The sequence below is a fragment of the Burkholderia sp. Ac-20345 genome (assembly GCF_017104825.1).
Taxonomy (GTDB): Bacteria; Pseudomonadota; Gammaproteobacteria; order Burkholderiales; family Burkholderiaceae; genus Burkholderia; species Burkholderia lata_B.
In genome coordinates this window covers 86,298-110,197 of record NZ_JAAGPO010000010.1, presented here as the reverse complement: position 1 = coordinate 110,197, position 23,900 = coordinate 86,298, and the positions used below count along the sequence as shown (strand labels likewise).

Sequence of the window (23,900 nt, the reverse complement as noted above, 5' to 3'; positions counted from 1 at the left end):
ACAAGTTCTTCAGCGTACGGCCCGGGCCGTACGCTGAAGAACTTGTTCCAGGAGCGCGGCGTGCCCGCCTGGCAGCGCGACGTGCCGCTGCTGTTCGCCGGCGACTTGCTGATCTACGTGCCGCGCCTTGGCGCGAACCGCGATGCCGGCCTGTCCGGTAACGGGGCCTCCGGCGACGGCGGGTGGCGCCGGATCGAGTGGCGTCCGGACCTGCTGATCGCATGACGGCGGCAGGCCGCCGGCGGCGCGATGGCGCGCGTATTTTCACCATTTGGTAAACAGCGCCGGAACGGCCCTGGACGCGGCGAGCGGCTTGTCAAGCGGGCCTCTATCGGGTACGCTCGGTCGTTTGCTCGGCTCGATTTTTGAGCGATTTGTGCAGGTTTTCCGCGTGACGTACCCGGTTTGCGCGGCCTGATCGGCCTTCCGGGCAAAATCCGTCACGCTTGCGTGTTGCGTCCCAGCCGTCCCCCTCGTCGTCCGTCCACAGCCACAAGCCGCGTGACCGAACGGCTACGCGGCCTGCCCAGCGCGCCCGTGCGGTTTCTCCTCCAGTTCAGAACGACAATGGCACTCATCGTACACAAATACGGCGGCACTTCGATGGGCTCGGTCGAGCGCATCAAGAACGTCGCGAAACGCGTCGCAAAATGGCATCAGGCCGGGCACCAGATGGTGGTCGTGCCTTCGGCGATGTCCGGCGAAACCAACCGTCTGCTCGGTCTTGCGAAAGAGATTTCGAGCCAGCCGAGCCCGCGCGAGCTCGACATGATCGCGTCGACCGGCGAGCAGGTCAGCGTCGGCCTGCTGTCGATCGCGCTGCAGGAAATCGGCGTCGAGGCCGTGAGCTACGCGGGCTGGCAAGTGCCGATCAAGACCGACAGCGCGTTCACGAAAGCGCGCATTCACTCGATCGACGACGAGCGCGTGAAGGCCGATCTGAATGGCGGCAAGGTCGTGATCATCACGGGCTTCCAGGGCGTCGATCCGGACGGTCACATCACGACGCTGGGCCGCGGCGGCTCGGATACGTCGGCGGTGGCGGTCGCGGCTGCGCTGGATGCCGAAGAGTGCCTGATTTATACGGACGTCGACGGCGTCTACACGACCGATCCGCGCGTCGTCGAAGAGGCGCGACGCCTCGATCGCGTGACGTTCGAGGAAATGCTGGAAATGGCCAGCCTCGGCTCGAAGGTCCTGCAGATCCGCTCGGTCGAATTCGCCGGCAAATACCAGGTGAAGACGCGCGTGCTGTCGAGCCTGACCGATCCGCTGATTGCGCTCGACGAAGAAATGCGCTCGGGCACCCTGATTACTTTTGAAGAAGACGAGACCATGGAAAAGGCAGTCATTTCCGGCATCGCGTTCCAGCGCGACGAAGCACGCATTGCTGTGATGGGCGTGCCCGACAAGCCGGGCATCGCGTATCAGATCCTCGGCCCGGTCGCGGATGCGAACGTCGACGTCGACATGATCATCCAGAACCAGAGCGTCCAGGGCAAAACCGACTTCACGTTCACGGTCGGCCGTGGCGATTACCAGAAGGCGATGGACATCCTCACCAACCAGGTGAAGGGTCACGTGAACGCCGAGCAGGTGCAGGGCGACCCGAAGGTGTCGAAGGTGTCGGTCGTCGGCGTCGGCATGCGTTCGCACGTGGGCGTCGCGAGCAAGATGTTCCGCACGCTGTCGGAAGAGGGCATCAACATCCAGATGATCTCGACGTCCGAAATCAAGATTTCGGTGCTGATCGACGAGAAATACATGGAGCTGGCCGTCCGCGCGCTGCACAAGGCATTCGAACTCGACCAGGCATCGTGAATTTTTCGTGATGCATTGAAGAAAATGCATCACGGAAATTGACGTGCGGTTCGAAACCCTATATTATTTCGTTCTCGTCGCACTGCCTCCCTGGTGCGAGCGAAAGTTTGGGAGACGTGGCCGAGAGGTCGAAGGCACTCCCCTGCTAAGGGAGCATCTGGGCCAAAACCTGGATCGAGGGTTCGAATCCCTCCGTCTCCGCCAAAAGCGGTGAGAAAGCCCCGTAAGTTCAAGGACTTACGGGGCTTTTTGTTTTTCAGCCCATCAGCAGGCCCATCATTGGGCATTGGCTTGCCCGCTGCCGACCGAGCCCATTCCTCAAGCCATGAAGGGCAGGATTTCGTTTTCGAACTTGCTATAGGCGTGTGTGCGGCCAGTTTGGCTCGGGGAGGGCGTGGGAACATTCCCGCCCCGTTATACTTGCAGAACTTACGAGAGCAATCCAACGGGGTCCAAGTGCAAGGTCGCGTCAAACTTCCATCCGGTCCGCTCATCGAGTATTGGAGCTTCTGCATGGCCATCGCCGAGGCTGTTTGTCCGACGAGTGAGGGACACTACCAAGGTGTCGAGTGCATCGTTGGCAAGCTAGTGAAGCATCATGGTTGGATGGTGCTGCCAGCAGACAACGAGGAGTGGTCGACCCCGGCCGAATTCCAGCCGGTACTCGCGTCCGACGGCGGACGCACACTGGGTCAACTGCTCCCGGATCGGCCCGATGCGCATCAAATGCATGCGCTCGAGTTGCCTCTTGAGCCGGCCTCGTCGCATCAACTGGTTGAGCTACCGACGCCGTATGCGCTTAGTGTGGACGATCGGCGTGCACTGCGAGAGATTCTGCGCGGCCTGCCGCCCCTGCGGTATCCGATCTCGGACGACGAAAAGGCGGCGTTTCTCGATGCCTGGTTCGACTTGAAGGAGCGGCCTTTGTGGGAACCCATTCTGGTGACGGCCGCAGATATCGAGCGCTACAGGAAGGAGCAGAAGGAGATTCAGAATCGCCATCAACAGATCTTACGCGACGAGTTTGCGCGCGGTCAGCTCAGGGCGGTCGATGCTGTACATGCGCCAGTGGCGTCACTGGTGCCGGGCAGTTTCATTCCAAGGGAATCTGCGATTTCCTATTTGAACCGTTGCGGCCTTGTTCCTGACGACGGTGATGTAAGCGTTGATACTGAGCGCAATGAGCAATCGAGGGAGCCCGAGCGTACGCTGGCTCCGGCGACTATGCCGTTTGAGGCTCGAGCGCCGATATTAGAGCAATCTATGGCGCCGCCGCGGGCTGCGGCTGAAGGTTCCGTTGGCGATGTCAAAGCGAATGCCCCGAACTCAAAGGGTACTCAAGTCGATGTAGCCGTGTTGTCAAAGATTGACCCTGGCATTGAGAAAAAGAAGGTCAGCAAGGTTGCCCGCTTGCCGCGCGTGATCGAGCTAACTGGACTTGGGCGCAGCTCGATATACAACCGCATGGACTCACGGTCGAGGTATTACGACCCGACCTTCCCCCGATGCTTCTCTCTAAGCACGAGCGAGAACGGTGCGGTGGGGTGGGACGAAGAACAGGTCTGTGCATGGGTGACTGCGCAAGCCGCGAGCGCTCCAGGTGAAAATTGAAGGGCCTTCTCAAAAGCGCGCTCGAACAACGGTCGCTATTGCGGCGTGAAAGCGGTCAGGCTGCCGAATCGCTTGGCCGCTGGACGCGATCGGGTAAGACATGTCGAGCAATAATAGCGCCGGCTGCAATAGTTGATCATCGACTTTCAAGCGCTGCTGTTCATACACAGCTCGCGCCGATTCTGATAGCACATGAATAACGAAAACGGTAGCTCCGAATATAACGAAGACGACACTGCTGAATCTGCACCGCCTACCTCGGCGGTTGCAAGTGAACTGGACGACGTGGAACTGGTGGATAGTGCTTCTTCTCCGGCAGCGGTGAGCAGGCAAGAGCAGGCTGAGCGCCGGAGCAGGCCTAAGTTTCCCGAATTCGAACCCGAAGATGAGCCGTTTCCATGGCAGGTACTGCCGGAGACTATTCGAGGTGCCGTTATCGAGATTTGCAGGAACGATAAGGTTGCTGTACCGATTGCCGTGCAGGCCGTCATATCGGCCGTATCTCTCTCATGTCAGGACCTGATCTGGATAGATCGTGGCATTGGCGAGAATTCGGTGTGCTCGCTCTATATGTTGACTGTTACAGATACCGGGGCGCGAAAGTCGCGGGCAGACGGCACCGTAACATCCGCCATCGAAGTCTACGACAGGGGGAAACGGGCCGAATACTCTGCACGAATTGAAGAGGGGACGTATCTGTCGAAGGAGCGGCGGCGAACTATCGCGGAACTGGAGAAGGATTCCCGCGCATGGCGGCGGCAGATACGCACACTGACCATTCGCGGGCCGAAAGATGACGGCAAAACAGTCGAGGCCGCCAAGGCAGAACTCGAAGAAGTCGAGCGCAGGCTTGCAGAGCTCAGCCGGGAAGAGTCTGAATACCGTGAACCTCGCCTGCAGCGAGTGCTCTATTCCAAAATTCCGATTCGTCAGCTGGAGCAAAGCCTGGCTGAGAATTGGCCATCCGCCGGTCTGTTTTCAGATGAAGCCGCCGGTATCTTGAATGCCCGTGGCGAATCAGATATGTCGAGTCTCGACAAGCTTTGGGAGGGCAAGGCGATCGATGTTGTCGGGCGTACCGCCCGGGAAAGCTTCTTTGTCGAAGATCCGCGTCTCACGATGTCGCTGATGGTGCAGCCGATCGTATTTGACCGCTTCCTCGAGCGTAAGGGTGAACTGGCGAAGGGGATCGGCTTCATGTCTCGCGTCCTACTATCGAGGCCGGACACACCATACGGAAAAAGGATAATCGACACTTCGGTGCCGAGATTGACCGACTGGACCGAGTTGTTCAACAGCCGGGTCCGTGTACTCCTGTCTCATGGCCATTCCGACATAGCTCTGCGCGCGCAGGGGCGGAAGACGCTCTATTTCTCACAAACGGCGCAACAGGCGTGGGAAAGGGATTTCAACGAAATGGAGAGGGCGACAGCAGATGACGGGATACTGGTCTACGAGCGGGAGTTCGTAAACCGATATGCCGAGCACGTCGCGCGACTTGCCGCGCTATTTCATTTCTTTGAGCACGGGAAGCTGGACGGCGAGAACGGAAGCGACGATGCCGCCGAAAGAGAAATACCAGAGGCGACAGTTACTTCGGCCATTAGGGTGGTGGAGTGGTATTTGAGGGAATTCAAAAGAGTGTTCAATCCCGAAGTGGCAATGCGCGAGATGGCGCGCTATGTTCTCAAGCGATTGAAACAGATGCTGGACGGGAAAAACGGTGGACAGCTTCTGGAGCCTTTGGGAGGAGGGCTGGATCACCCAAATTGCCGGGTTCCCTATCAGGACCTTCGCACCAACTGTTCTCGTTACGGCCTGAAGAAGACGGAGAAGTTTGACCAGGTGGTGCGCTGGCTGGCGAGCAAAGGCAACATCTCGATCAGGGAGAGGGAAGTCAGGCAAGTGGGAATGGTCCGAAACCCTCCAAATCTTGAGCCGAAGTCGATTGAAATCCGATATGACCCTTTGGAGCACTGGAAAGACCCGCGGGAGCAATACAAGTTTCGTTTTGATCTTCGTGACTGATCTAGGAGGGGACGCATGATCGCGTAGTTCGGTGCCTGGTGCGCCGACGGTATGGCACCTATATGTGCGGGCTCCAAAATTAAAAGATATGACCGTGATAAATAAAACCTCGCCTTTTTCGCCCTAAAAGGTGAAAAAGGCGATGTATATATGTTCGATGTAGGAGAATTGTTTCTTGTGTATGCTGCGACGTAGCTCGGGGCAGCGTGATGGCGCACCTCGCTGAGGAATTTCACGAAGTCGAACGGGGGGCAGTCGGACAGGATCAAGTCCAGCGGATGCTGGTGCCTGTCAGGGTGATTCTTCAAGGAATGCCCAATACGCTCAATGCTCGGGCGAAGTGAAAACGGGGAATGGGAATACCTATTCAACCATTCCCCTCATGTTCGAGCTTATTCCTTGATCAGGAAGTCATCCTGAGTTTTCCCTGAATTCAGGCCCTCCATGTACCAGCGAGGCCGTTTGCCATGACCACTCCAGGTTTGGCCATCTTCGGGATTGCGGTATTTGGGCTTGCCTGCCGTTCCCTTTGTCGTGGCCGTTGTGGTCTTCTCCTTCCTGTTCCCCGTAGAGGGGCCTAAGCCCAGGTCTTCGGCAGTCAGTTCGTACTTGGCGATCTCGGCTTTGATTCGCTCAATGGCGGCAGGCTTCTCTTCCGCACGGATCTCGTGCGCTCTCTTGATGAGTTCGTCAGCTTGCTGCAATAGCGCTTCGAAGCTTTCCGACATGGACATTTCTCCCCGTTTGGAATGTTGAAATTAGGCAAGCTGGGATTGTCTCATGAAGTCGTATCGGTGTGTTTGGCCAGCCACTGATAAGGCCACGGGAGGACGTCCGTGGGCATTGGCCGAGAGTGTTTGTGGACTGTGAGAGATTCGGTGATCGATAGTCCAATACGCTAACTCGTCTTGCCGTAGAAGAAACGAAAGCTCGTGTTGACTGGGTTCTTTGACGTGTGACTTGTCGGCGTATCAATGCTTCTTCTGTCAATGAATTCCGGATTAGTACGTTGTTATATCGTTCCTAAAGATAGCAGACGAGTTGGCGTCTACACATCCTTCCGAAGAGGTGGCGAGTTAGCATATCACTATATCCGCACCTACTGACTACTCTCGAGGTCGATGCTGACTTTACATTCCAACCTCATCATCGGAGGACAGCAGTAAGCAACCGATCAGATGAAATCTTCTCTTTGTGTCAAGTTGAGGTGTTTTTTACTGGTGTCCTGAATGCTAGGGAGGAGTGGCGCGCTTGCGGTAGATAGGCTGCCCTCTCAACGATTCGGATTGAGTCGATCGCATGAATCGACGACACCGCGGTTACCTAACGATTCAGGACAAAGAATGAACATCGAGATCGAACTCAATGGTTTTGACCCCCACCAGCTTGAGAACGAAGATCAGACAATCAAGCCGTATCAGACTCTCCGCTTCGATCTGAAAGGAGACAAGGTCGAGTCCGCCTACGGACTGTGTGAGGGAGGTATTGCCGGTGACGTTGACTACATCACGCAGTGCGTGAAGAGGGTGATGCGCAGCGAGCGTCAGCTGTTCCATTTGGTTCCGGTGAGGGCGAATCCAGAGGCTCGGCCGAATACGTTGAGTATCAAGCCGAGTAAACTCGGCGAGTGCTTGTTGAAGTGTTTGAAAATGGATCTGGATCGTGTGATGGACGAGTATCCCGTTATCGGGAAGCACAATCGGTACTTTGATGTGTTCCGAAGTGCGATGACGCGCGAGATCAAGCTCGAGAGCGGCGCAGCACCACTTAACGTTTTCGCCAGAGAACGGTGGCTGTGCTACCGTGACCAGAATTTCTGGTTGGACGAGACGTTGACCTTGTTCGTCGAGAGTCTGAACGGGATCGTGGCGGAGATTCGTCGAGAAGCTAATAGCGAAGCCTTTCGCAGCTGGAAGAAGGCATTCGAGAGGCAGCCCAATGAAAACAAGGATACGTTGTGGTCGCTGATCCTCGCTTGCTTGAATGTGAACCACCATCTATCGATATTGCGGTTTGACTTAGGGTATGCGCAGTACTATTGCGACTCAGAGCTCTCGGGAGCGATGGCGATCACCTACGATGACGTGAGGCGTCATCGAGCCGAACTCAGGCGCTTTCTCAAGCAGGAACTGAAAAAGAGGTTGCGTCCTGGTGCATGCAAGGGCATGGGTTTCGCAATCAAACTGGAGTACGGCTTGGACAAGACGTATCACTTCCATGTCATCGTGATCCTCAATGGAGATGTCGTCGCCGAGGACATTTCAATCACGGAGATGATCTGCGATTACTGGAAAAATACGATCACGAATAGCAAGGGCGGAGCGTACAACTGCAACAAGGCTAGCTACAAGGAGTGCGGCATTGGTTCGGTGCGGTACTCCGATGAGAAGTTACGAATTCTCGAGGCGAAAGTTGTGCCGTACGTGACGAAGCCAGATTTCTATATCGGAATGGTGAAGCCTGAGGGGCATCGCTCGTTCTGGACGAGCCATCCGCCGAAGATAGTGGCAAGAAGAACGGGGAGAAAGCGCAGCAAGGCAGAATCGTGGCGTATTGTCGATAACTCACGACATGCGAAATAGCTCTTCTCGAACTCGCCTGAATGTGACGCCGTGCTCGAGGTGAACGCGCACGGGAATGATCAACTCAACGCGCTCTGGTAAGTTGGAGGCGTGCGCGAGGCAGCGAATGGCGCCGGTGACAGTGCCTTCGACAGCAGAGTCGGGCCGGAAGGTTATCTCCAGGGCATGTGGTTCGTATTGATGCCGGAATTCGTCGCATTCCAGTATCCATTCCGTGGCTTCTTCTGTAGGGCGTTGGGGTTTCCAGTAAAGGCTGTTCGGATCGTGACGTTGTCGTGCCCAGCCGTCTGTCAGGGCAGGAAAGTGGCGTTCGAGGTTGGGTGCAAAGGTGCCAGACATAGCGTGGAGCGCCATAAAGCGATCAGCGATGTTCACATACGCGCCAGCCGGCGCAGTCGGCGGCGCGGTGAACAGCGGTTTCTCTTCATCCTCATCGTCGAGATCGTCACTGTTCACGGGGACGCCGAAGGCGATCGCGCCTTCAGCCTGCAACGTTACGAGTAGATTCTTCGCCGGCTGCTGCCCGGCATTCCCGATTACGAGCGTCGCGGTCGAGAACAAGCCACCGTTCAACCGGTGATGTACGTTCTCGAGCTCGGATCTGATCTGCCGTAACCACTGCGGGTAGGCATTCTTCTGGTAGTGGTCGATCTCCTGCGCGCTTGCCGACTTCCATTCTTGAAGACGACTGACGTATCTTGCAAGGCTGGAAAACTTATCGTGAGGATTCGTTGGCGGCTCCTGAGAAAAGTCGCTCTCCATCGGGAACTGTGCGCGGATCTCACCCATCAGGGTTTCAACTTCGGCATTAGTTAGCGCCGGAAACAGCGTGACTGTCGCCGCGATCCGGTGGTCCGGAATATCGGGTAAGGAAAAAGTAAGTTCGGGGTGTTGGCTGGACAGACGCGAGACTGTTTTGCGCAACTCCTCGATCGTCTTGTCGCGCTCGTCCTTTTCCGGCGCCAACTTCCATTGGGCTGGCAGACGCTTGAAGGGAAGCTGCTCCGACTTAGCCGTCGTGAGCGCCGCCGTGTCATCAGAGAGGAACGTTACCTGAACGCTGGACTGGCGGCGTTTCACCCACAACGCTTCCGCGACGATCTGATCGTCCGAATTCTGCAGGTCCAGTTCCGGAAAATCCTCCGCCTTGATTCTCGGCATGAGAAGTTCAATGCTGACGTTGAAATTCCGGACGGTAGTGGTGATTCGGTTGTCGTCGGAGTCGATCACCTGAGCAAAAAGTGCCCAAGCCTTGCGGGCTCTCGACGCCCTGCGGGCATTGCCACCATCCTTGTGGTTGTCGATTTCACGTTGGACGGCGCGCGGGACGGCGATAGTCACATCGGGGTCCGCTGTAACCATCGACCAGTCGAGCGTATGGTAATCAAGACACTGCAGGAAAAAGTTCGTGTCCGGTACAAAGATGTGCATGATGCGCGCAGGTGTTCGGCTATCTTGGCTTTGGAGCGACAGGATAGCGCTTTTCTGACGCCTCGCATTAGGTAGCGCTCGGAACGGCAGTTTCCAACCGGAGAAGGGCCGTCCGCCGAAACAGCGAGATTCGATGCCGGCACGCTGGTATTGTCGCCGCCGACTGGCATGCTATCGACCACGATTGGTGTTCAGGAAATGTAGACGAGTGCCTCGCGTGTCGAGCGAATATAAAAGGCCGATCAACTGATGTGCTTAATGCGTCTGCCATCCGCGGGCATATTGGCGTACCACACGCAATCCAACGGTAGCACACCCTCCAAGAACAACTAGGTTGGCCCATGTGCTCCCCGATGGGAAGATGACCGGCACCGTATACCTTCCCGCGAAAGGTGAGTCTAATGAACAACGACTCGGACGAAATTGCCGATCTCCGGCGCCTCGTGATTTCATTGAGCGACGAGTTGGAAATTGCCTCTGAGGACGTGTATAGGCTGATGCTGCGTCTCGACGCCTATCAAATGGTCCTGGAGGGGCTGTGCGTGACGCACTCGGATCGGCAGACTGTCTTACGCGAGGTCGATACCCAGATTGAACAGCTCACCCGGATGCCGGCTACTGAGCCGAGGGTACAGGAGCGGTACATTGGCCAGATCATGGAGCACCTGGGACCGCCACTCATTGCTCTCAGTCGACGTCGTCGGCCATCGGACTGAATAAGTCGCGAAGTCCTGCGCAGTCGCGAGAGCCATGACCATGCCGATCCGATCGGCAATGCACTGGGCCAGAATTCAGCGCAGGGAGAACGGCGGTTTCGGGCATCGACGGCCGTCGATGCGTGCTTTTGCATATTCGACCGCAAACTGGCAGGCGGCTTTCTCCGATGCGAAATAGCCGAGAACGCCGAAGGCTTCCTGCTTCCCGCCCTTGTGTGTAACCAGTGCGGTTGCAGCATAGCCGGGCATCGAGACCGCAGCCAGCGGCATGATGGTCGATGTCTTGTATCCCACGGGATCGGCATGCATAGCAGTCTCTCCGTTGTCACCAGCTCAGCAAGCCAGCATAACTCGACAACACTACGTCATGATGATAGACCGGCGGGTGACCGACGCCAACCTATTAATGCCTATCGTCTTGCCAACATATCGGTGACGAAACGCCGACGGTGCTGAAGCTGGTCGTCGTCCGGCGCCGGATACGTGCTTGCAGAGCGTTGCGTCTCCGTAAGGTGAACTGGCCGCCGCGGTTCTTAATGAAGGCGATCCAGATGAAGCGTTGTGCGACCGAACAACACTGGATTGGCGACCGCCTAGTCGCCTGAAGGATCTACCTGATTTGCGATGCGGCGTATCGCCAGGTCGATGGTCGCATAACAGTTCCGTGATCAGGCAGCGTGAATTCCTGGGCGACCTTTCGGGTGGGAAGACGTATGGACGGCTTCGCCGGTCGCCGTACTTGCGAGAGTAAGTGCGAGTCTATTGACATTGGATTTTTGAAGGGCGATAGAATCAAGCGGGCATCGGCGACGCGGGGATTCTGTCAACCATTTGCCTTGTTCAAAACAGCTAAAGCAAAGGGCTGGCTCGGCGCAAAGCGTTTGGGCTGATGCAGACGGAGACCACAATGAATAAAGTAAAGACCGTCGTACTTTTGATCGGGATTTCTTCTTTGCAAGCGTGCAGTGTTCCAGTCGATCTTGGAAAAGGAAGTGTGCTTGGAGAGGGTGGCATCCCATCAACACGTGCCGTGTTACGAACAGAAGGCGTGACGGGGGGAGTTGAGGCGTTTATTACAGCCGAGTCGTCCGAATCGAAAAAGAGCGATCTCAAGATGAAGGTAGATCAGGCGTTGGCACAAGACTTTGCCGACACCCTTGCCGCGTGCAACAAGGTTTTTGCGGGTTACGAGAATCAGGCCAGCAACCTGAAGTGGACGTCATTCGGGATTGCCATGGTAGGCACGGTAGCGGGGGCCGTCATTGTGCCGGCCTTGGCTGCAAGTGCGGCAGCGCATAAGGTCGCCATCGCTGCATGGGGCGGGCTATCTGGTGCGGCAAATTCGGCTCAAAACATCCTGAGCCAGCAAGGGTTATCTGCCCAGGACGTGGTGAAGACCAGGGAGCAGATACGGACGAGGTTCGAAGAGGCCATGACCGCGTATTTCGACCCGAAGAACGACGAGGACGCACGTATTGCGGCCCTGCAGAAGGCCGCAGTGGCCTGTGTCAGCTACGCCATCCAATCGCCGTCAACCCAGGTGCAGGGCGGCACCAAATGATCCTGTCGGATCTGATGTTTCGCGGATAAGGAGACTTGTGATGTCACATTTTGTCGCGTGCAGAAGGCCGGTCCTCGACAGAGGTTCTGCGCCTTACAGCTTTCTCGAGGAACTGGTAACTTGGGGGAAGACGGCCGATCCAGTCATATTTCAGCCAAAACCAATTTACGAAATCTACTCGGATGTCGAAGCCCAACTCGGACCGTACCCGCCGGAGAATCTCGAATACCGGAAAGCGGTGATGCTAGAGGTCTTGCGCGTGCTTGCTGGCTTCGAAAGCTCATGGAAATGGGACGCTGGCAGGGATACAACTAATCCCGGCTCCGATAAGCCATGCACAATGGAAGCCGGTGCGTTTCAGGTGTCAGGCGATTCAATGAACTTCGATGCTTCATTGCGCACGTTTACGAGGAAGGTTGCTGGGACCGACGACTGCAATACTTTCCGCGAAGTCACAAAATCAAATCATTCGTTCGCAATCGAATACTGCGCACGCCTGCTTCGATTCACCATCGATCACCATGGTCCAATCAAGCATCACCAGATTCAGGCGTGGCTGAGCCGTGATGCGGTTCATGAGTTCATCGCTGCTCTCAACGACAATTCGTGAGCCGCATTGTACTAATCCCGCGACTTCGACGATCGCACATAGGCTCGCCACGATCGAGGCGCAGCTGCATCTGATCCTAGGTTTCGTAGGTGTGGTCGTCGTCGAAGGGCCGCCTGCTGCAACTCACGTCTTGCCCTTGCCGAGGACGACGAGATCATTGCAAACCACGCGGTCGGTAGTTCTGCTGTGTCTGCTGGTCAAGGAGATCCACGGAGCTGTTATGGCGGGTCGTCTGACGCGCACCTAGCGTCGACCTTCAAGTTTCTCGAGTGCGCTGGCAACCTAGGCGATCCGGTCGGACCAACTAGACGTGACGCTTAGGCAAGGCGCGCACTCCGGCGCGGCCGGCGCCCCGTGAGTTGCGGGCCATCGAGATAAGCAGAGCAGGGACATCCTCGTTGCCCGTATGAAGCACCGCGTTCCTAGCCAGGATTTGCTCAACATGCACTTGGCGGCCGGGCAGGGCGGCGCTGCTCCGGTGATGCAAATTTCAGTTGACGAATTCCGGAATTTGCACAAAAATCCGGTTGACGTTTTCCAGAGTTTGCATATTTACAAGGTCCCGCACTGATGAATCTGCCGCTTCCGGAAGTTTTTCACGCCGCGCTTCGCGGCGACCGTCTCGAAATCATCGCAAACATCCTGATCGATGAGCATTTCACGACGCTAACCGACCTCCAGAGCGAGTATGACGACGGCTACTCTCGGGGCACCACGCGCTTCGCCCGTCAGAAGAACAGGCTCAAGTCGGTTGCCCTGTCGGGGCAATACGACTGGCTTCAACTGCTGCATGCCGGCAATGACCTAGTTTTCACGATCGAGGGTATTCCGTGCCGGTTTGCGACGGACGATCCGGTGAATCCGACTAAGCCGGCAGTTCTTGATGCGACGCCGATCCAGCAGTCTTTTTTCGATGAGGTGGAAAGCGGCGTGCCGTGCAAGTTCTGCTTCATTCTTGACGGTGGTTATGCAGAAGCAGACGATCCGCGAGTCGTGTTCGTTGGCGAGGACATGACGGGGGGGGCGAAGTGTCGCTGGACGTCGGACGGTACTAAGGCACTTCACGCGGTTTCTGCTAACACCCCGCCGGCGAAGGACATTGGTAAGGCACCGGTCGGTCCCAAGCGGATCGACTCTGACAAGACTGGAACTTCTGACGCACCATGACTTTTATTGGATCGAACCTGCGGGTCGCGCGGCTATTCCATGGTTTGTCGCAACAAGAGCTGGGCGAGCACATCGGTTGTTCCAAGCAGTTTTTGAGTCGTCTGGAGTCGGGGGGCGATGTACCGACGGCGGCGCTTGTGTCAAAGCTCTGCGACCAACTTGCAGTCTTGCCTGAATTCTTCGTTGAGCCGGACCCGATGCCGATCGCCGATGAGCAATGCCACTTCCGAAAACAACTGACGACCAAGGTAGCACTTCACCAGATCGCCCGCGCAAGAGGGGAATTCCTGAAGCGGATGATCAACGTGATGGATGAGCACTTGGAGTTGCCTCGGTATGACTTTGAGGAAGGCGATGCCTCATCCGCGGAGGCGATAGAGCAGGTAGCAGAACGCGCACGTGAGCATTGGGGATTGGGCCTTGGCCCTATCCAGAACATGACGCGCATTGCGGAGAATGCCGGCGCTGTTGTGATGCCGATCAATGGGCTGGCTCCCGAGATTGACGCGATCTCATTTGCGACGCGGCGTCCGGTTATTGCGATGAACTCTGAGGGGCGCTCGTCGTGCCGCGCCCGTTTTGGGATCGCGCACGAGATCGGTCACTTCTGCTTGCATATCGGTATCCAGACGGGGGATAAGGTAACTGAATCCCAGGCGAATCGGTTTGCCAGTGCCTTTATGATGCCTCGTCGGTATTTTGCGGCTGAATGTAAAACAGCAATGCGGGGTTCGCGTCTGAATTGGACCGTGCTTGCCGATATTAAGCTCCGTTGGGGAGTCTCGAAGGCTGCGATTCTCTATCGTGGACGGCAGCTCGGTGTGTTTACAGACGAGCAATATCGAAGTGGCGTGATCGGCCTGACACGGCGAGGGGAAGCGCGATCCGAGTTCGAGGATAAAGACATGCCCCTTGAGTCGGCCGACTTGATCACGGACGGCATTCAAGTCCTGCGCGAGGCGTTTGGTATTTCTCGGATGGCATTGGCTCAGGAGATGAAGGTGCAGACGTCGTTGCTAGACGAACTGCTGTCGGCGCGTTTTGATACGGGGGCGTATGCGGCACCGACCGATAACGTCGTCTCGATGTCCATGGAGCGTCGCGCGCGAAGCGGCGCGGCAAAGAGCGCAAGGCGTTCTTAATAGGCTTGTCGCTATATGCTCGCGCCAGTCCTGGCTTTCAACGGTCAGGGTGCACCGTGACGGTTTATCTGGCGGCCAGTGCGGCGGAACTGGCCGTTTTCCGTTCTGACTACGACAGATCGTCTCCGTAGATATGTGGTGTTCCGTGAGCCGGGAACCGGGCGTCAACGCGTCGCTCTAAGCCCAGATTAGGCGAACTCGTTGGCGCCGAGCTGTAATGGAGTACATTGGTTGGATGGTCGTGTAATTCGATCGGGAGGATCGGTGGGCATCAAAATGGCAACGGCGCTTGATGCGCGGGGTGAAGAATGGCGGGCAGAAGGCTATTCAAAAGGAAAGGGCGTCGAGCCACTGCGGTGCGCACATTGCCCCACCGCAGTTACGCACCAGACTGCCTATACTTGCGAGCGACACAATAAGAGTGTCCAGGTACCCGCTTATTTTCGGTTATTGAAAGATGGCGAGCATGCCGATAACTGTCCGCACGCAGTCGAGCACAATGTGAAGAAGCTCGTAACGCCGTCGGATGGTTTGATTGAAAGTTTGCGCGACGGCAAGTACCGTTTGCGGCTGATGATGATTGCGGAAGCCCTCGGGACGGCACGCAAGCCGGAATCTCCAAGAGGCGGCGGGACGACGCGGCCGGGAGGAACGGTTTACAAGCGTAAGTCGGGAAACTTATCAGCGTACATTAATTCGGCGAAGAAGGTGCTCGCGCTTCGCGCAGCCTGCGACGATGACGAAAGCATCGCCAGGTATCTCGAACTCGTGTTCGAAGGCAACACGGTCGTGCCGTGGTCATCGTTCTACTTCGAAGCAGAGCGATACATGGAGGCGTTCCGTGCGGTATCCCTCCAGACCGTCAAACATCCGATTGCGCTGCATGGAGTCGTCAAATCGAAGCGAAGCCCGATAATTGAAGGGCGACTGACGAATGTAATCAACCTCCACATCCCGAAGTATGTCGACGAGGCAGCGGATGCGATGCATGGAATCAGTGTCGAACCCAGCATCTGGACCGACAATACAGACTGGTTTGAAGGTATCGAGGAAGACTCGGAGGTTGTAGTACTCGGTTTGTGGAAGGCGAAGGCTGGAAAACGCGGACCGGCGAGCGAGCCAGGGAAATATCGGTTTTCGGACTTTACGAAGCATAAGTTGAATCTGACGCTATCTCTGAAGGCCCAAGTTGCTCAGGTCCCTCGAACCAAGAAATAGATGAGGGTCGGGCGACGAAAATGTAACCTCGCAACCGATATAATGCCGGCTACATAGGCATTGTCGTTCCGCTACGCATTCGTCCGGTCACAAGCAGGATCAATAACATCAGGGCCTTTGACCATGCAGCGCACTTTCCAACATTCGTTTTTTCCTCTCGCGGCTGACCCCGTTGGTACCCCAGACGTTAGTCTGTCCGTGACAGAGATTGAAGATGCGGGTGTGCGTGAGATTTTGCAGTCTCCAGGTCCCGCCCTGGCATGTTGGTCATTTATTGATGCACTCCTCGAGCCGACCGGTCCCGGAACTCCGTTTGTGTTTCGCGAACCGCTTGGGCAAGCTCGGGAAGTTAAAGTCGCATTGTCGGGGCTATTCGGGCGCTTTGTTGCTCGGGCTTATCTCGAGAGATACATGGGGCTATCGATATTTGCTCACCTCGGGCAGCGAAATATCGCCTTGAACTCTCGGCGGAGGATAAGCATCTCAAGAAGAGCGCGCGGAGATCTCCCGGATTGGGTTGCCTGCACTTCCAGACTATCGAATTTAACGGTGGCGGAAGCCAAGGGCTGCCATGATCGCCCGGGGCCCGGGAAAGCGCTCGGGCGTGCATGGATTCAAACGGGGCGAGTGAACGTTGTGTGCCACGGACGACCTGCGACAATCAAGCGGATCGCGATAGCTACTCGTTGGGGAGCTGCGAATGGCGGAGCGAGAGATCCGATGATTTTTGTACATGATCCGGAGGAGCCGGGCCTGTCTCTTTCACCGGAGAATGAGCGCGCTATGTTTGTTGGTCTATTACGTCGGCATGCCGCAGCCTTGTTACGCTCCCTTGGACATGTTGAGCTAGCGAATGCTTTGTTGAACCTTGCTGTCGCAAGACGGTCGGAGCGCCAACTGCTCGCGGAGGCACACCAGGCGTTGGATACTGCAACCGTTTGGGGCGTCGGTGCCGAGCAGAGGGCCAATTGGGTTGACGATCTCATCGGGGGTGTGGTGACGCGTCAGGGCCCAATAGCAGAACGAAGACTGTCTCTGTCCGATGAGCGCACGCTCGTGCGGCTGAATCTTCGGCCGTTGTTCGTCGGATTGGAGCGCAAAGTAGTGCGATCGGCGATCGATGGTGATGGCGACGTGCTAGAGGAAATTTTATCTACGAGTCGAGAGCACGTGCGAGCGAGATTCGATGGTTCGGGAGGCTGGATTATGCCGCTCGGTCAATAGAACGGCGGGGAGCCTTCCGCGCGATGATGGTTTTACGTCGCAGGCGGGTGCAGCGTTGCACCGCCGGAGCGGCGGATCTGCGCGAGTCTATCACACGATCTTGCTGGTCGCGCGCTGGCTCGGCGTGACCGAAAAACTACTGGAGTTGCTGCGCGATCTCAAGTCCGTGGTGGTGCATGAAGGTACAGACTTGCTTCGCTTTGTACATCGCAGGACAGCCATCGGGTCCGCTAGGTAGACGATGCAGTTCGAACGCCGCGTGCCGCTTCCGGCAAGGTTGATTTTTGAGCACGGGTGGTCGTGGTTGCCGAAAGGACTGCAACTCGCCGATGCCCGCCTTGATTGCGATTGGTATGCGGGCCAGTATTTGCATCTAGCACGATCTGGACGGGCGGGTTGTGGCCAGTTTGAATATCGTTCCGGGGACCAACATGCAACACTACAGCCAGCGTGTACGAGACAACATTTTGCCGCTTTCCATTGGAGACACGCTCCCGAAAGCCTTCGAGGAGTGGACTGTGACCGAGTCGGTCGTCGACCACGAGACACCTCGAGAAACATGCGAACTGTGCGGGCAGGAGTCGCTGCGCTACCAGTTCGAAATCCGGAACAGCCTGACTGGCAATACCCTTTGGGTCGGGTCGCAGTGTATCTTGAAATTTGGACTGTCTGTTTTCGAGAACGGCCGCATTCTTTCACCCGAGGATGCTAAGAAAAAGATCAACCGCATCATGGAGCAGATGCGACAAGACGCTTGCATTCGGGCACTCGAGGCGGTGGCTATCGCAGAAGAAAACGAAATCCTCTCAAACGCGCTCCAGTACTTCAAGGTGCATAAGTACCTGTCTCCCAAGCAGGCCTTTGTGGTTCTGTGGAGATTAAATCGGCATCGTATCGACCATAATCCATCGTTCTTCAAGATCGACCTCAAGCACGACAGGTTTAAGTCTCAGCTCCGCGAGATGGAGGAGAGCCGTGTGCATGTATTGTGGCCAGCGCTTACGTCGTCACAACGCAAACTCGCCGAACGGTATGGACACCACCCGCCTGCTTCCTGACGTCCTCAATGGGAATGGGAGCGGCCGGCGATCCCGTCTTGACGTGAGATGAGATCGACGTTTTCTGAAGATCGAGCTGCTGTACTCGAACAATTCATTGAAGCGCGAGACGGATCATTTGCCGGTCTTGTGTGTCGAGGGCGAGATCGACAACTTCGGCTACAGCATCTAATAATTCGTCCTCCGATGCAAACGTGTCGGCTAGGTCGCGCACCTCGAAGGGGTGCGAAATCGTTGCCGCGTTAAACATCCCTCGTACGAGCGCCCTAGCGACTGCGTCGGTGGCTTTGACATCGCCAGTGTAAGTCGCTCGCTTGCAGACGATTCGCGCGACCTCACCGAGCGCGGATTCGAGGTGTACCCCGGCTTTACCTCTATTCCCATTTTTTCCAATTTTCACACCTAACGGAGCAACGATGTCTGACAGATCGATGCCAGCAGCGATAGCCTTCATGAGGAACAGGGCGCCACCTTTTCCAGCAGGAGTACCGAGGTCTCTACAGTCGCGTGGTGCATTCCTGTGAACCGAACAGTAGTTGCTGTGATGAGGTACGAAAGTGATTTCTTTGGCTTCATCGAACCGAACGTCGCGTTCAAACATGAATTCCAACGTGTAGTTGTTGTTGAAGTAGTGCGTGTCAGTCGACGCGTCGTACCACCACGGACCGTCTGGCTTGCGCGGATCGTATGAGGGCAGGATCGTCGAACGATCCTGGTCTGTGACTAGGATTCGGCAGGCCGCAATGCCATATGCGATCGACTCGACCCAGTAATAGTATTTCCCTGACACCATCGACTCGAAGTCGACATCGAATCGAACGTTTCCGTAACGGTAGCCGGGCCCCCAAGAATTCGGAGAAAACCAGGTCACAAGGATGCGCTCTTTGTTCAATTTCGACTCGTCAAACACCAAGCCTTTCCTGATCAAGCCCGACTCAACGATACTCATCGCGGCGTCTGCGTGGCTAACGTGTCCCACTTCCGAAAATGGCCTACAACTTGGCTCTGTGAAATTGGATCTTCCAGAAGGGCGCCCTACCTTGAACTTCTTCCAATCATTCATTTTCTGACAATATCCAAGGTGCAATTTCGGATTGATTTGGTCGCAGTTCTCGCGAGTGACCTTCGCAGCTTTGACGACCACAGCTGCCGGTCGCTTGCCGGACCGCCGGCGCCGGATTCTATACCGTCAGAATGCCTACTGGTTCGACACGCGGCCGTTTCGTCTACCGCATCGGACAGGACCCGCGACTGCCGTCGCAGAAGAAGGCGCCGCGCAGGCGCCGCCGCGCCGATCCCCTGACCGTACGGGACGAGATGCTTCGGCGCCGTCCAGACCTCCCGGATAACGTGCGCCGCACGCTCGAGCGGCGTATTCGCGACTGGCGCGCACTCCATGGCGAGGAACGTGATGTTGTGTTCCGTCAGGTGCACGAGCCCGGTCGCCTCGGCTTGCCCGACTTCACCGAGATGGGCAGCCTGGACGTCATCGTAGCCGGTGTCGCGCTGGAGCACCGCCTCTACCACTTTCGACTGGCCTGCGCGGGCTTTGAACACGCGCACGTCAATCTCGGCGGCGAGAGCTATGTCGCACTGGCCGAAGGGGCTGCAGAACGCCCTGGGGGCACTCGGTGGCGTGCCGCGCGAGCATCGCAGCGACAGCCTATCCGTAGCGTTCCGCAATCTTCAACGCGAAGCGCGCGACGACCTGACTACGCGTTACGAAGCAATGTGCGCGCACTACGGCATGCAATCCGGCGATACAACTACCGTGATGTGAGGGAAAGGGGAAGACGAATCCTATGGCTCGCTCTACCCCTCAAGGAGTACATTGTGACAAGCTCTCAACAGTCCTTCTCTTCCTCGCTTACCGCGATGGGAAATGCAATCGGCGGTCTTGGTCCGGGTCTTCAGGCAATCGCCGGCAAAGCGGCGAGCGCACAGACGACGGCTGACGCGGCGATCCCAAAGTCGCAGGCCGGCACGGCGCCTGGCGACATCGTCGTGCTTGACGCAACCGGCCGGCTGCCCGCAGTCGATGGAAGCCAACTCACCAATCTGCCGTCGCCGCACGGTGTCTCTCCCGTGCTTACGATCGAACTCGGCCACTCCGCGCAAGCGAATGGTGGCCGCGGCATCGACATGGGGAGCTGGTATCAGCTCGATTTTCGCGTGGGTGTCGGGGCGAGCAACGGCTTCGAGTACACGACGAACAACGACGGGACGATCACCATCCCGTCCGGCATGTACCTCGTATCGGGCAGTGTGAAGATCATCGCGCCATCGACCGACACGTACCAGTTGCCTGCTCAGATGTATTTCGCGATCGGGCAGGGATATGCCTATCCCGGCATCTATCAATACGCCGTGCAGCATTACCCCGATGCGCCGGTGGGCAGCGTTACGACTTCGGGTGTTCTTGGCTCGCTGGGCATAAGTGGAGTGCAGGCAAGCTGGGGCCCAGGCAGTCCGTTGTGGATGGGATTCGCGAAGGTGTTGGGCTCGCAACATCAGACGCCGCTTGCATTGCAGGGTTACATGTCGATCGTGAAGCTCGGTTGAGCGGTCAGGTTCGTTCCGGCCACCACGGCTGCGGGGCCTCACGAATGAGATAGTCGTCGAGGTTTCTGCCTTCTAGCCACTTCGGACGAGGGCCTTGGCCTGACCAAGACTTTCCGGAATTTGGGTCGTAGTACTTGGCGGGGGCCTTCTGCCGCTTCTGCTTGAGGAAACCAGCAGCGCGTAGTAGCTCGATTTCGGTGATGCCGTACTCTTTCACGTGTGCGCCGATCTCGGCGAGTATGGCTTGCTTCTCCCGTTGCCTGGTTTCTTCAACGAGCAGATTCAATTGGCCGAGCTGCTTTTGCAACTCGCGAATCGTTGGGTTGTCCATGGTGCATTGTCTCGAAGTAGTGCGGATCGGGGTAACCGCGCTGCAAAGTTTTTACGCGCTGCTGAGCATGGTGCCGCGACACGCGGACGCGCCACAGCGACAGTGGTAAGCGGCCCGATCGTCGTGCGTCGTGTTGTCGTCAACCGCGAGCGCGTAGTCGATGAGAAGTTCCTCGCCAGTCTGTATGTCACGCACAGCGCTGACGAATACACGGCCATCCATTTCGACAGCTTCACAGTTCGGTGCGCACGCATGATTCAGCATGATTCAACACCGTGAGCTGTTACCGCCGCGTCCGCCATCAATAACCGTGCCGTCTGACAGGCCGAACAAGAAAGTATGTGCGTCATCGTCGCGATGCTCGTAACGCTGAATTGCTGATTGCCACGTTATGACCTCACCCTTGTATTCGAAGATGCGTTCCCCGGTGCGAAGGAGTTTGGTCGCGAAAACCCCACGCCCGTGAACTGTCGATCGTCTGACTACCACACGTCGCATGCATTTGCCCTTTTGATGGTGGCGACTGACCTAAGCAATTCGATTCGAGCGCGGTGTCGATCAGAGAATGCGTAGGTGGCGAATCTGCGCGATTTGCGGCGACCGACTCAGGATGAGCTCGGTGATGTATTCAGGCAGCAGGGCGCGCGGTATGTTGGCAGGGACGTCGGTGATCAATTGCGAGGCGACCTGGGCGATGAAGTCGTCCGGCACTTGTCGCAGGCTATGCTCGTAGGTGACGCGGTAATCCATGATTGTTCGAGTGTGGCGGCGGGCGAACGCGATTCTATCAGTGCTGCATCGGAGCAAGAGGAAGGCTTGCGTGCCCCGCGCATTTCGGGTCGGAGCGTGTCCGGGACGCGGACTGCGGGATCGACGTGCGAGGACCGTCGGTTCTTTGCCGAACGGCGGCTCCTCGACTATCTTAATAGCTTGCGCTATTTCAGTGCGTTTCCAAATCGGAAGGTGTTCCCCATGAACGCTCCAACGATTGAGTCGCTTTCGGCAGCCGCCCGCGCGGGAGTCACCGTCATCCAGCAGGACGGTAACACGAGGCGGATTCGGGGTGCCGCAGCGTCTGTCGGAACCTCGGTAATCGATGTATTTTTCGATCCCGAGCACGGAACATATGTGTGGGCAGTCGACGGGATCGAGCGAAGCGTCGATTGGGCGCGATGGTTTCTGGAGACCGAGTAGCGTCTTTCGGCTTGTCGAGACGCGAGTCTGGCGATGCGCTGAGCTCGCCGGCCTGTAAGTGGTTCCACGGTCTGTTGGTCGGATGGCTGAGTGGTGGGCCTCCCGTGAGTCGAACACGGCACCAACGGGTTATGAGCCCGCTGCTCTAGCTAAGCATGGGCAGAGAGCCCCGAGGTAATTTGGTCGGAGCGGCAGGACTTGAACTCGCGACCAATCGATTATGACTCGCTTGCTCTAACCGACTGAGTTACGAGTCCGGCGAGTAACCACTCCGTGACAGCACCGTAGTGGTAAGCATGCGATTGTATCGCAGTGCATGAGGCTAGGCGGTGTGCCCGCGCTCGAATCGAATGACTCGGCGGCAAGGCTTCAGTCGGTCGTCAGTCAGGCGCAAGGATGCTTGTCGTCGACCCGGGAGCGGTCGCTCGGCACTCTCCCAAATGGTTATTCGAGAGCGCTATGCAGACTTGCTAACATGGCATTTTGCCCTCGTCCGCTAGATGCGGCGACCTGCATCCACGGAGGAAAACTTGCATGGAGAAATTAAGAGACCATCAGCCATTAGGCGTCGTTTCGGATGATGGAGGCTACTTCCGTTCGGAATATCAGGTTGGCACCAGATTGGTCTGGGTAAGATGTCGCCATCGTCTGGATTGCGTGGAATGCGTCAGTAAGGCCGACGAGATCTTGCCCGAAATATGGGCCGCTATTCCCGGTGCCATCGCCATTGCCGAGGTCTATTCCAGGACAAAGATCCCCGACTTCTGGAGCACGCACGATAGGTCTATACGGAAAGGGGCTCGCTTGGACGTGTGGGGCCTAACCGTTACGCCTGACGTTGGGGAGACACGGTTCGATATTTCTCGCAATTGGAGCTTCGACTATTCGTCATCGACATTTTTCAACGACGACTACTGGAACGAAGAACGTGTTTTACTACCAGAGTTGCCTGACCCGTACCATGTGTACGTTATCCGTGATCGGTCCGGGCGACTTAGCGTCGCTTTCGATAGGGAGGAAGCCAAGTGACGTTGGCAGCGGACGTAGCTCAACGCTGCGTTCGTTCTAACCGGTACACGACCTCACGCCAGTCGGGGATGCTTTGCAATTTGCTCACAATTGCGGCGACTTCCGGCTCGAACTTTGCGCGATGCAATAGTGGGGCTACGGCATATCGCTTTGCTTCCTCGGCAACGTGTTCGAAGTTGCGATGAAAGTCCGCAATCGTTTGTTCTCGTCCAATGCCCTTGGCTGCCAGGCGAACTAAAATTTCTAGCGCGTTGCCTTGCGTCCAGTCATATTCACCCCATGCGATTTCGCGAATGCTATCGAGGGCAGAATCATCAAAATGGACGAGAATCTCGAAGATGGCGAATTGCCAGGCGGCGAGCCATCCCCCCAGGCCTCGAACACTGGGATCGAACGCTTCCGGGGCTGGGTGTGAGGGCGAGTGGAGGCGGGATACCAGCATGTCGATGGCACGTGGGCCCAATCGCGCGGCGACGTCGGCAGCTTGCGAGCCGAACGCTACACGATCATCGACAAGTATTGCGACGGAGTGGATCGCTGTAGGGACAACGTCGATCATTGCGTTTTCAACTGTCCGATCGCGTTTGCGTCGAGAAGATAGTAGATTGAGAATTT

Annotated in this window: 21 protein-coding genes, 2 tRNA genes and 2 pseudogenes; 16 read left to right on the top strand and 9 right to left on the bottom strand. The window is 56.9% G+C overall.

The genetic code is table 11. The annotated features are described in order from the left end of the window. The 5 genes from tilS to G3O06_RS07295 all read left to right on the top strand — a co-directional run. Nucleotides 1-225 (top strand): tRNA lysidine(34) synthetase TilS (gene tilS / locus G3O06_RS07315; RefSeq protein WP_205815575.1); only part of this gene is annotated, 225 nt, incomplete at its 5' end. Nucleotides 226-567: 342 nt separating this feature from the next. After that, nucleotides 568-1,821, top strand: coding sequence for an aspartate kinase (locus G3O06_RS07310; RefSeq protein WP_174918723.1), 1,254 nt, complete (start codon nucleotides 568-570; stop codon nucleotides 1,819-1,821). A gap of 110 nt (nucleotides 1,822-1,931) precedes the next feature. After that, nucleotides 1,932-2,025 (top strand) — tRNA-Ser (locus G3O06_RS07305). 309 nt (nucleotides 2,026-2,334) lie between these two features. Then, the gene (locus G3O06_RS07300) at nucleotides 2,335-3,432 is read left to right on the top strand and encodes an AlpA family phage regulatory protein (protein ID WP_205815574.1); all 1,098 of its coding nucleotides are present in this window, start codon (nucleotides 2,335-2,337) and stop codon (nucleotides 3,430-3,432) included. A 192-nt stretch (nucleotides 3,433-3,624) separates the two neighbouring features. Beyond that, nucleotides 3,625-5,460, top strand: coding sequence for a YfjI family protein (locus G3O06_RS07295; RefSeq protein WP_205815573.1), 1,836 nt, complete (start codon nucleotides 3,625-3,627; stop codon nucleotides 5,458-5,460). A gap of 392 nt (nucleotides 5,461-5,852) precedes the next feature. Here the strand turns inward: G3O06_RS07295 and G3O06_RS07290 are convergent, their stop codons facing one another. Further along, complete coding sequence (locus tag G3O06_RS07290) at nucleotides 5,853-6,188, bottom strand: H-NS histone family protein (RefSeq protein WP_205815572.1); 336 nt, start codon at nucleotides 6,186-6,188, stop codon at nucleotides 5,853-5,855. Nucleotides 6,189-6,803: 615 nt separating this feature from the next. Here G3O06_RS07290 and G3O06_RS07285 point away from each other — a divergent pair. Further along, nucleotides 6,804-8,042 (top strand): inovirus-type Gp2 protein, encoded by a 1,239-nt coding sequence (locus G3O06_RS07285; RefSeq protein ID WP_205815571.1) that lies wholly within the window; start codon nucleotides 6,804-6,806, stop codon nucleotides 8,040-8,042. Here G3O06_RS07285 and G3O06_RS07280 read toward each other — a convergent pair. Continuing rightward, nucleotides 8,025-9,473: a PIN domain-containing protein gene (locus tag G3O06_RS07280; RefSeq protein WP_205815570.1), complete on the bottom strand. Its 1,449-nt coding sequence runs from the start codon at nucleotides 9,471-9,473 to the stop codon at nucleotides 8,025-8,027. The two genes, G3O06_RS07285 and G3O06_RS07280, sit on opposite strands and share 18 nt — an antisense overlap. Before the next feature lie 401 nt (nucleotides 9,474-9,874). On the opposite strand from G3O06_RS07280, the gene G3O06_RS07275 reads away from it, so the two are divergent. Further along, complete coding sequence (locus G3O06_RS07275; protein WP_205815569.1) at nucleotides 9,875-10,189, top strand: hypothetical protein; 315 nt, start codon at nucleotides 9,875-9,877, stop codon at nucleotides 10,187-10,189. A gap of 75 nt (nucleotides 10,190-10,264) precedes the next feature. On the opposite strand, the gene G3O06_RS07270 is transcribed toward G3O06_RS07275, so the two are convergent. Further along, nucleotides 10,265-10,498, bottom strand: a complete 234-nt coding sequence (locus tag G3O06_RS07270) for a hypothetical protein (protein ID WP_205815568.1) — start codon at nucleotides 10,496-10,498, stop codon at nucleotides 10,265-10,267. 598 nt (nucleotides 10,499-11,096) lie between these two features. Between G3O06_RS07270 and G3O06_RS07265 the strand changes: the two genes are divergently transcribed. From G3O06_RS07265 to G3O06_RS07235, 7 genes are all read left to right on the top strand, one after another. After that, complete coding sequence (locus G3O06_RS07265) at nucleotides 11,097-11,750, top strand: hypothetical protein (RefSeq protein ID WP_205815567.1); 654 nt, start codon at nucleotides 11,097-11,099, stop codon at nucleotides 11,748-11,750. Between the two features lie 40 nt (nucleotides 11,751-11,790). Then, nucleotides 11,791-12,360: a hypothetical protein gene (locus G3O06_RS07260; RefSeq protein WP_241019570.1), complete on the top strand. Its 570-nt coding sequence runs from the start codon at nucleotides 11,791-11,793 to the stop codon at nucleotides 12,358-12,360. 570 nt (nucleotides 12,361-12,930) lie between these two features. Beyond that, the gene (locus G3O06_RS07255) at nucleotides 12,931-13,527 is read left to right on the top strand and encodes a hypothetical protein (RefSeq protein WP_205815565.1); all 597 of its coding nucleotides are present in this window, start codon (nucleotides 12,931-12,933) and stop codon (nucleotides 13,525-13,527) included. Then, nucleotides 13,524-14,669 carry an XRE family transcriptional regulator gene (locus tag G3O06_RS07250; protein WP_205815564.1) on the top strand — a complete coding sequence of 382 codons (1,146 nt, stop codon included), beginning with the start codon at nucleotides 13,524-13,526 and terminating at the stop codon, nucleotides 14,667-14,669. Before G3O06_RS07255 ends, G3O06_RS07250 begins: the two co-directional genes overlap by 4 nt. A 264-nt stretch (nucleotides 14,670-14,933) precedes the next feature. After that, on the top strand, nucleotides 14,934-15,887 hold the full coding sequence (locus G3O06_RS07245; protein WP_205815563.1) for a hypothetical protein: 954 nt from the start codon (nucleotides 14,934-14,936) through the stop codon (nucleotides 15,885-15,887). 720 nt (nucleotides 15,888-16,607) lie between these two features. Next, the gene (locus tag G3O06_RS07240) at nucleotides 16,608-17,111 is read left to right on the top strand and encodes a hypothetical protein (protein ID WP_205815562.1); all 504 of its coding nucleotides are present in this window, start codon (nucleotides 16,608-16,610) and stop codon (nucleotides 17,109-17,111) included. A 431-nt stretch (nucleotides 17,112-17,542) separates the two neighbouring features. Then, nucleotides 17,543-18,169, top strand: coding sequence for a hypothetical protein (locus G3O06_RS07235; RefSeq protein ID WP_205815561.1), 627 nt, complete (start codon nucleotides 17,543-17,545; stop codon nucleotides 18,167-18,169). 94 nt (nucleotides 18,170-18,263) lie between these two features. Here the strand turns inward: G3O06_RS07235 and G3O06_RS07230 are convergent, their stop codons facing one another. Then, complete coding sequence (locus G3O06_RS07230) at nucleotides 18,264-19,118, bottom strand: hypothetical protein (RefSeq protein WP_205815560.1); 855 nt, start codon at nucleotides 19,116-19,118, stop codon at nucleotides 18,264-18,266. A 278-nt stretch (nucleotides 19,119-19,396) separates the two neighbouring features. Here G3O06_RS07230 and G3O06_RS07225 point away from each other — a divergent pair. Further along, a pseudogene (locus G3O06_RS07225) lies at nucleotides 19,397-19,922 on the top strand (IS21 family transposase); the annotation flags it as partial. Between the two features lie 80 nt (nucleotides 19,923-20,002). Then, nucleotides 20,003-20,731: a hypothetical protein gene (locus tag G3O06_RS07220; RefSeq protein ID WP_205815559.1), complete on the top strand. Its 729-nt coding sequence runs from the start codon at nucleotides 20,003-20,005 to the stop codon at nucleotides 20,729-20,731. A gap of 4 nt (nucleotides 20,732-20,735) precedes the next feature. On the opposite strand, the gene G3O06_RS07215 is transcribed toward G3O06_RS07220, so the two are convergent. The 5 genes and pseudogenes from G3O06_RS07215 to G3O06_RS07195 form a co-directional block, all read right to left on the bottom strand. Continuing rightward, a complete protein-coding gene (locus G3O06_RS07215; RefSeq protein WP_205815558.1) occupies nucleotides 20,736-21,062 on the bottom strand; it encodes an H-NS histone family protein in 327 nt (108 codons plus the stop codon). A gap of 51 nt (nucleotides 21,063-21,113) precedes the next feature. Continuing rightward, nucleotides 21,114-21,560: pseudogene (locus tag G3O06_RS07210) on the bottom strand (SET domain-containing protein). A gap of 60 nt (nucleotides 21,561-21,620) precedes the next feature. Further along, nucleotides 21,621-21,812 carry a hypothetical protein gene (locus G3O06_RS07205; protein ID WP_205815557.1) on the bottom strand — a complete coding sequence of 64 codons (192 nt, stop codon included), beginning with the start codon at nucleotides 21,810-21,812 and terminating at the stop codon, nucleotides 21,621-21,623. Between the two features lie 535 nt (nucleotides 21,813-22,347). Then, nucleotides 22,348-22,426 (bottom strand) — tRNA-Ile (locus G3O06_RS07200). Nucleotides 22,427-23,304: 878 nt separating this feature from the next. Further along, the gene (locus G3O06_RS07195; protein WP_205815556.1) at nucleotides 23,305-23,844 is read right to left on the bottom strand and encodes a hypothetical protein; all 540 of its coding nucleotides are present in this window, start codon (nucleotides 23,842-23,844) and stop codon (nucleotides 23,305-23,307) included. Nucleotides 23,845-23,900 lie beyond the last annotated feature (56 nt).

Coding starts and splice junctions, on each gene's coding strand:
- G3O06_RS07310 (WP_174918723.1), top strand. CDS start 568: ATGGCACTCATCGTACACAAATACGGCGGCACTTCGATGGGCTCGGTC.
- G3O06_RS07300 (WP_205815574.1), top strand. CDS start 2,335: ATGGCCATCGCCGAGGCTGTTTGTCCGACGAGTGAGGGACACTACCAA.
- G3O06_RS07295 (WP_205815573.1), top strand. CDS start 3,625: ATGAATAACGAAAACGGTAGCTCCGAATATAACGAAGACGACACTGCT.
- G3O06_RS07290 (WP_205815572.1), bottom strand. CDS start 6,188: ATGTCGGAAAGCTTCGAAGCGCTATTGCAGCAAGCTGACGAACTCATC.
- G3O06_RS07285 (WP_205815571.1), top strand. CDS start 6,804: ATGAACATCGAGATCGAACTCAATGGTTTTGACCCCCACCAGCTTGAG.
- G3O06_RS07280 (WP_205815570.1), bottom strand. CDS start 9,473: ATGCACATCTTTGTACCGGACACGAACTTTTTCCTGCAGTGTCTTGAT.
- G3O06_RS07275 (WP_205815569.1), top strand. CDS start 9,875: ATGAACAACGACTCGGACGAAATTGCCGATCTCCGGCGCCTCGTGATT.
- G3O06_RS07270 (WP_205815568.1), bottom strand. CDS start 10,498: ATGCATGCCGATCCCGTGGGATACAAGACATCGACCATCATGCCGCTG.
- G3O06_RS07265 (WP_205815567.1), top strand. CDS start 11,097: ATGAATAAAGTAAAGACCGTCGTACTTTTGATCGGGATTTCTTCTTTG.
- G3O06_RS07260 (WP_241019570.1), top strand. CDS start 11,791: ATGTCACATTTTGTCGCGTGCAGAAGGCCGGTCCTCGACAGAGGTTCT.
- G3O06_RS07255 (WP_205815565.1), top strand. CDS start 12,931: ATGAATCTGCCGCTTCCGGAAGTTTTTCACGCCGCGCTTCGCGGCGAC.
- G3O06_RS07250 (WP_205815564.1), top strand. CDS start 13,524: ATGACTTTTATTGGATCGAACCTGCGGGTCGCGCGGCTATTCCATGGT.
- G3O06_RS07240 (WP_205815562.1), top strand. CDS start 16,608: ATGATTTTTGTACATGATCCGGAGGAGCCGGGCCTGTCTCTTTCACCG.
- G3O06_RS07235 (WP_205815561.1), top strand. CDS start 17,543: ATGCAACACTACAGCCAGCGTGTACGAGACAACATTTTGCCGCTTTCC.
- G3O06_RS07230 (WP_205815560.1), bottom strand. CDS start 19,118: ATGAGTATCGTTGAGTCGGGCTTGATCAGGAAAGGCTTGGTGTTTGAC.
- G3O06_RS07215 (WP_205815558.1), bottom strand. CDS start 21,062: ATGGACAACCCAACGATTCGCGAGTTGCAAAAGCAGCTCGGCCAATTG.
- G3O06_RS07205 (WP_205815557.1), bottom strand. CDS start 21,812: ATGGATTACCGCGTCACCTACGAGCATAGCCTGCGACAAGTGCCGGAC.
- G3O06_RS07195 (WP_205815556.1), bottom strand. CDS start 23,844: ATGATCGACGTTGTCCCTACAGCGATCCACTCCGTCGCAATACTTGTC.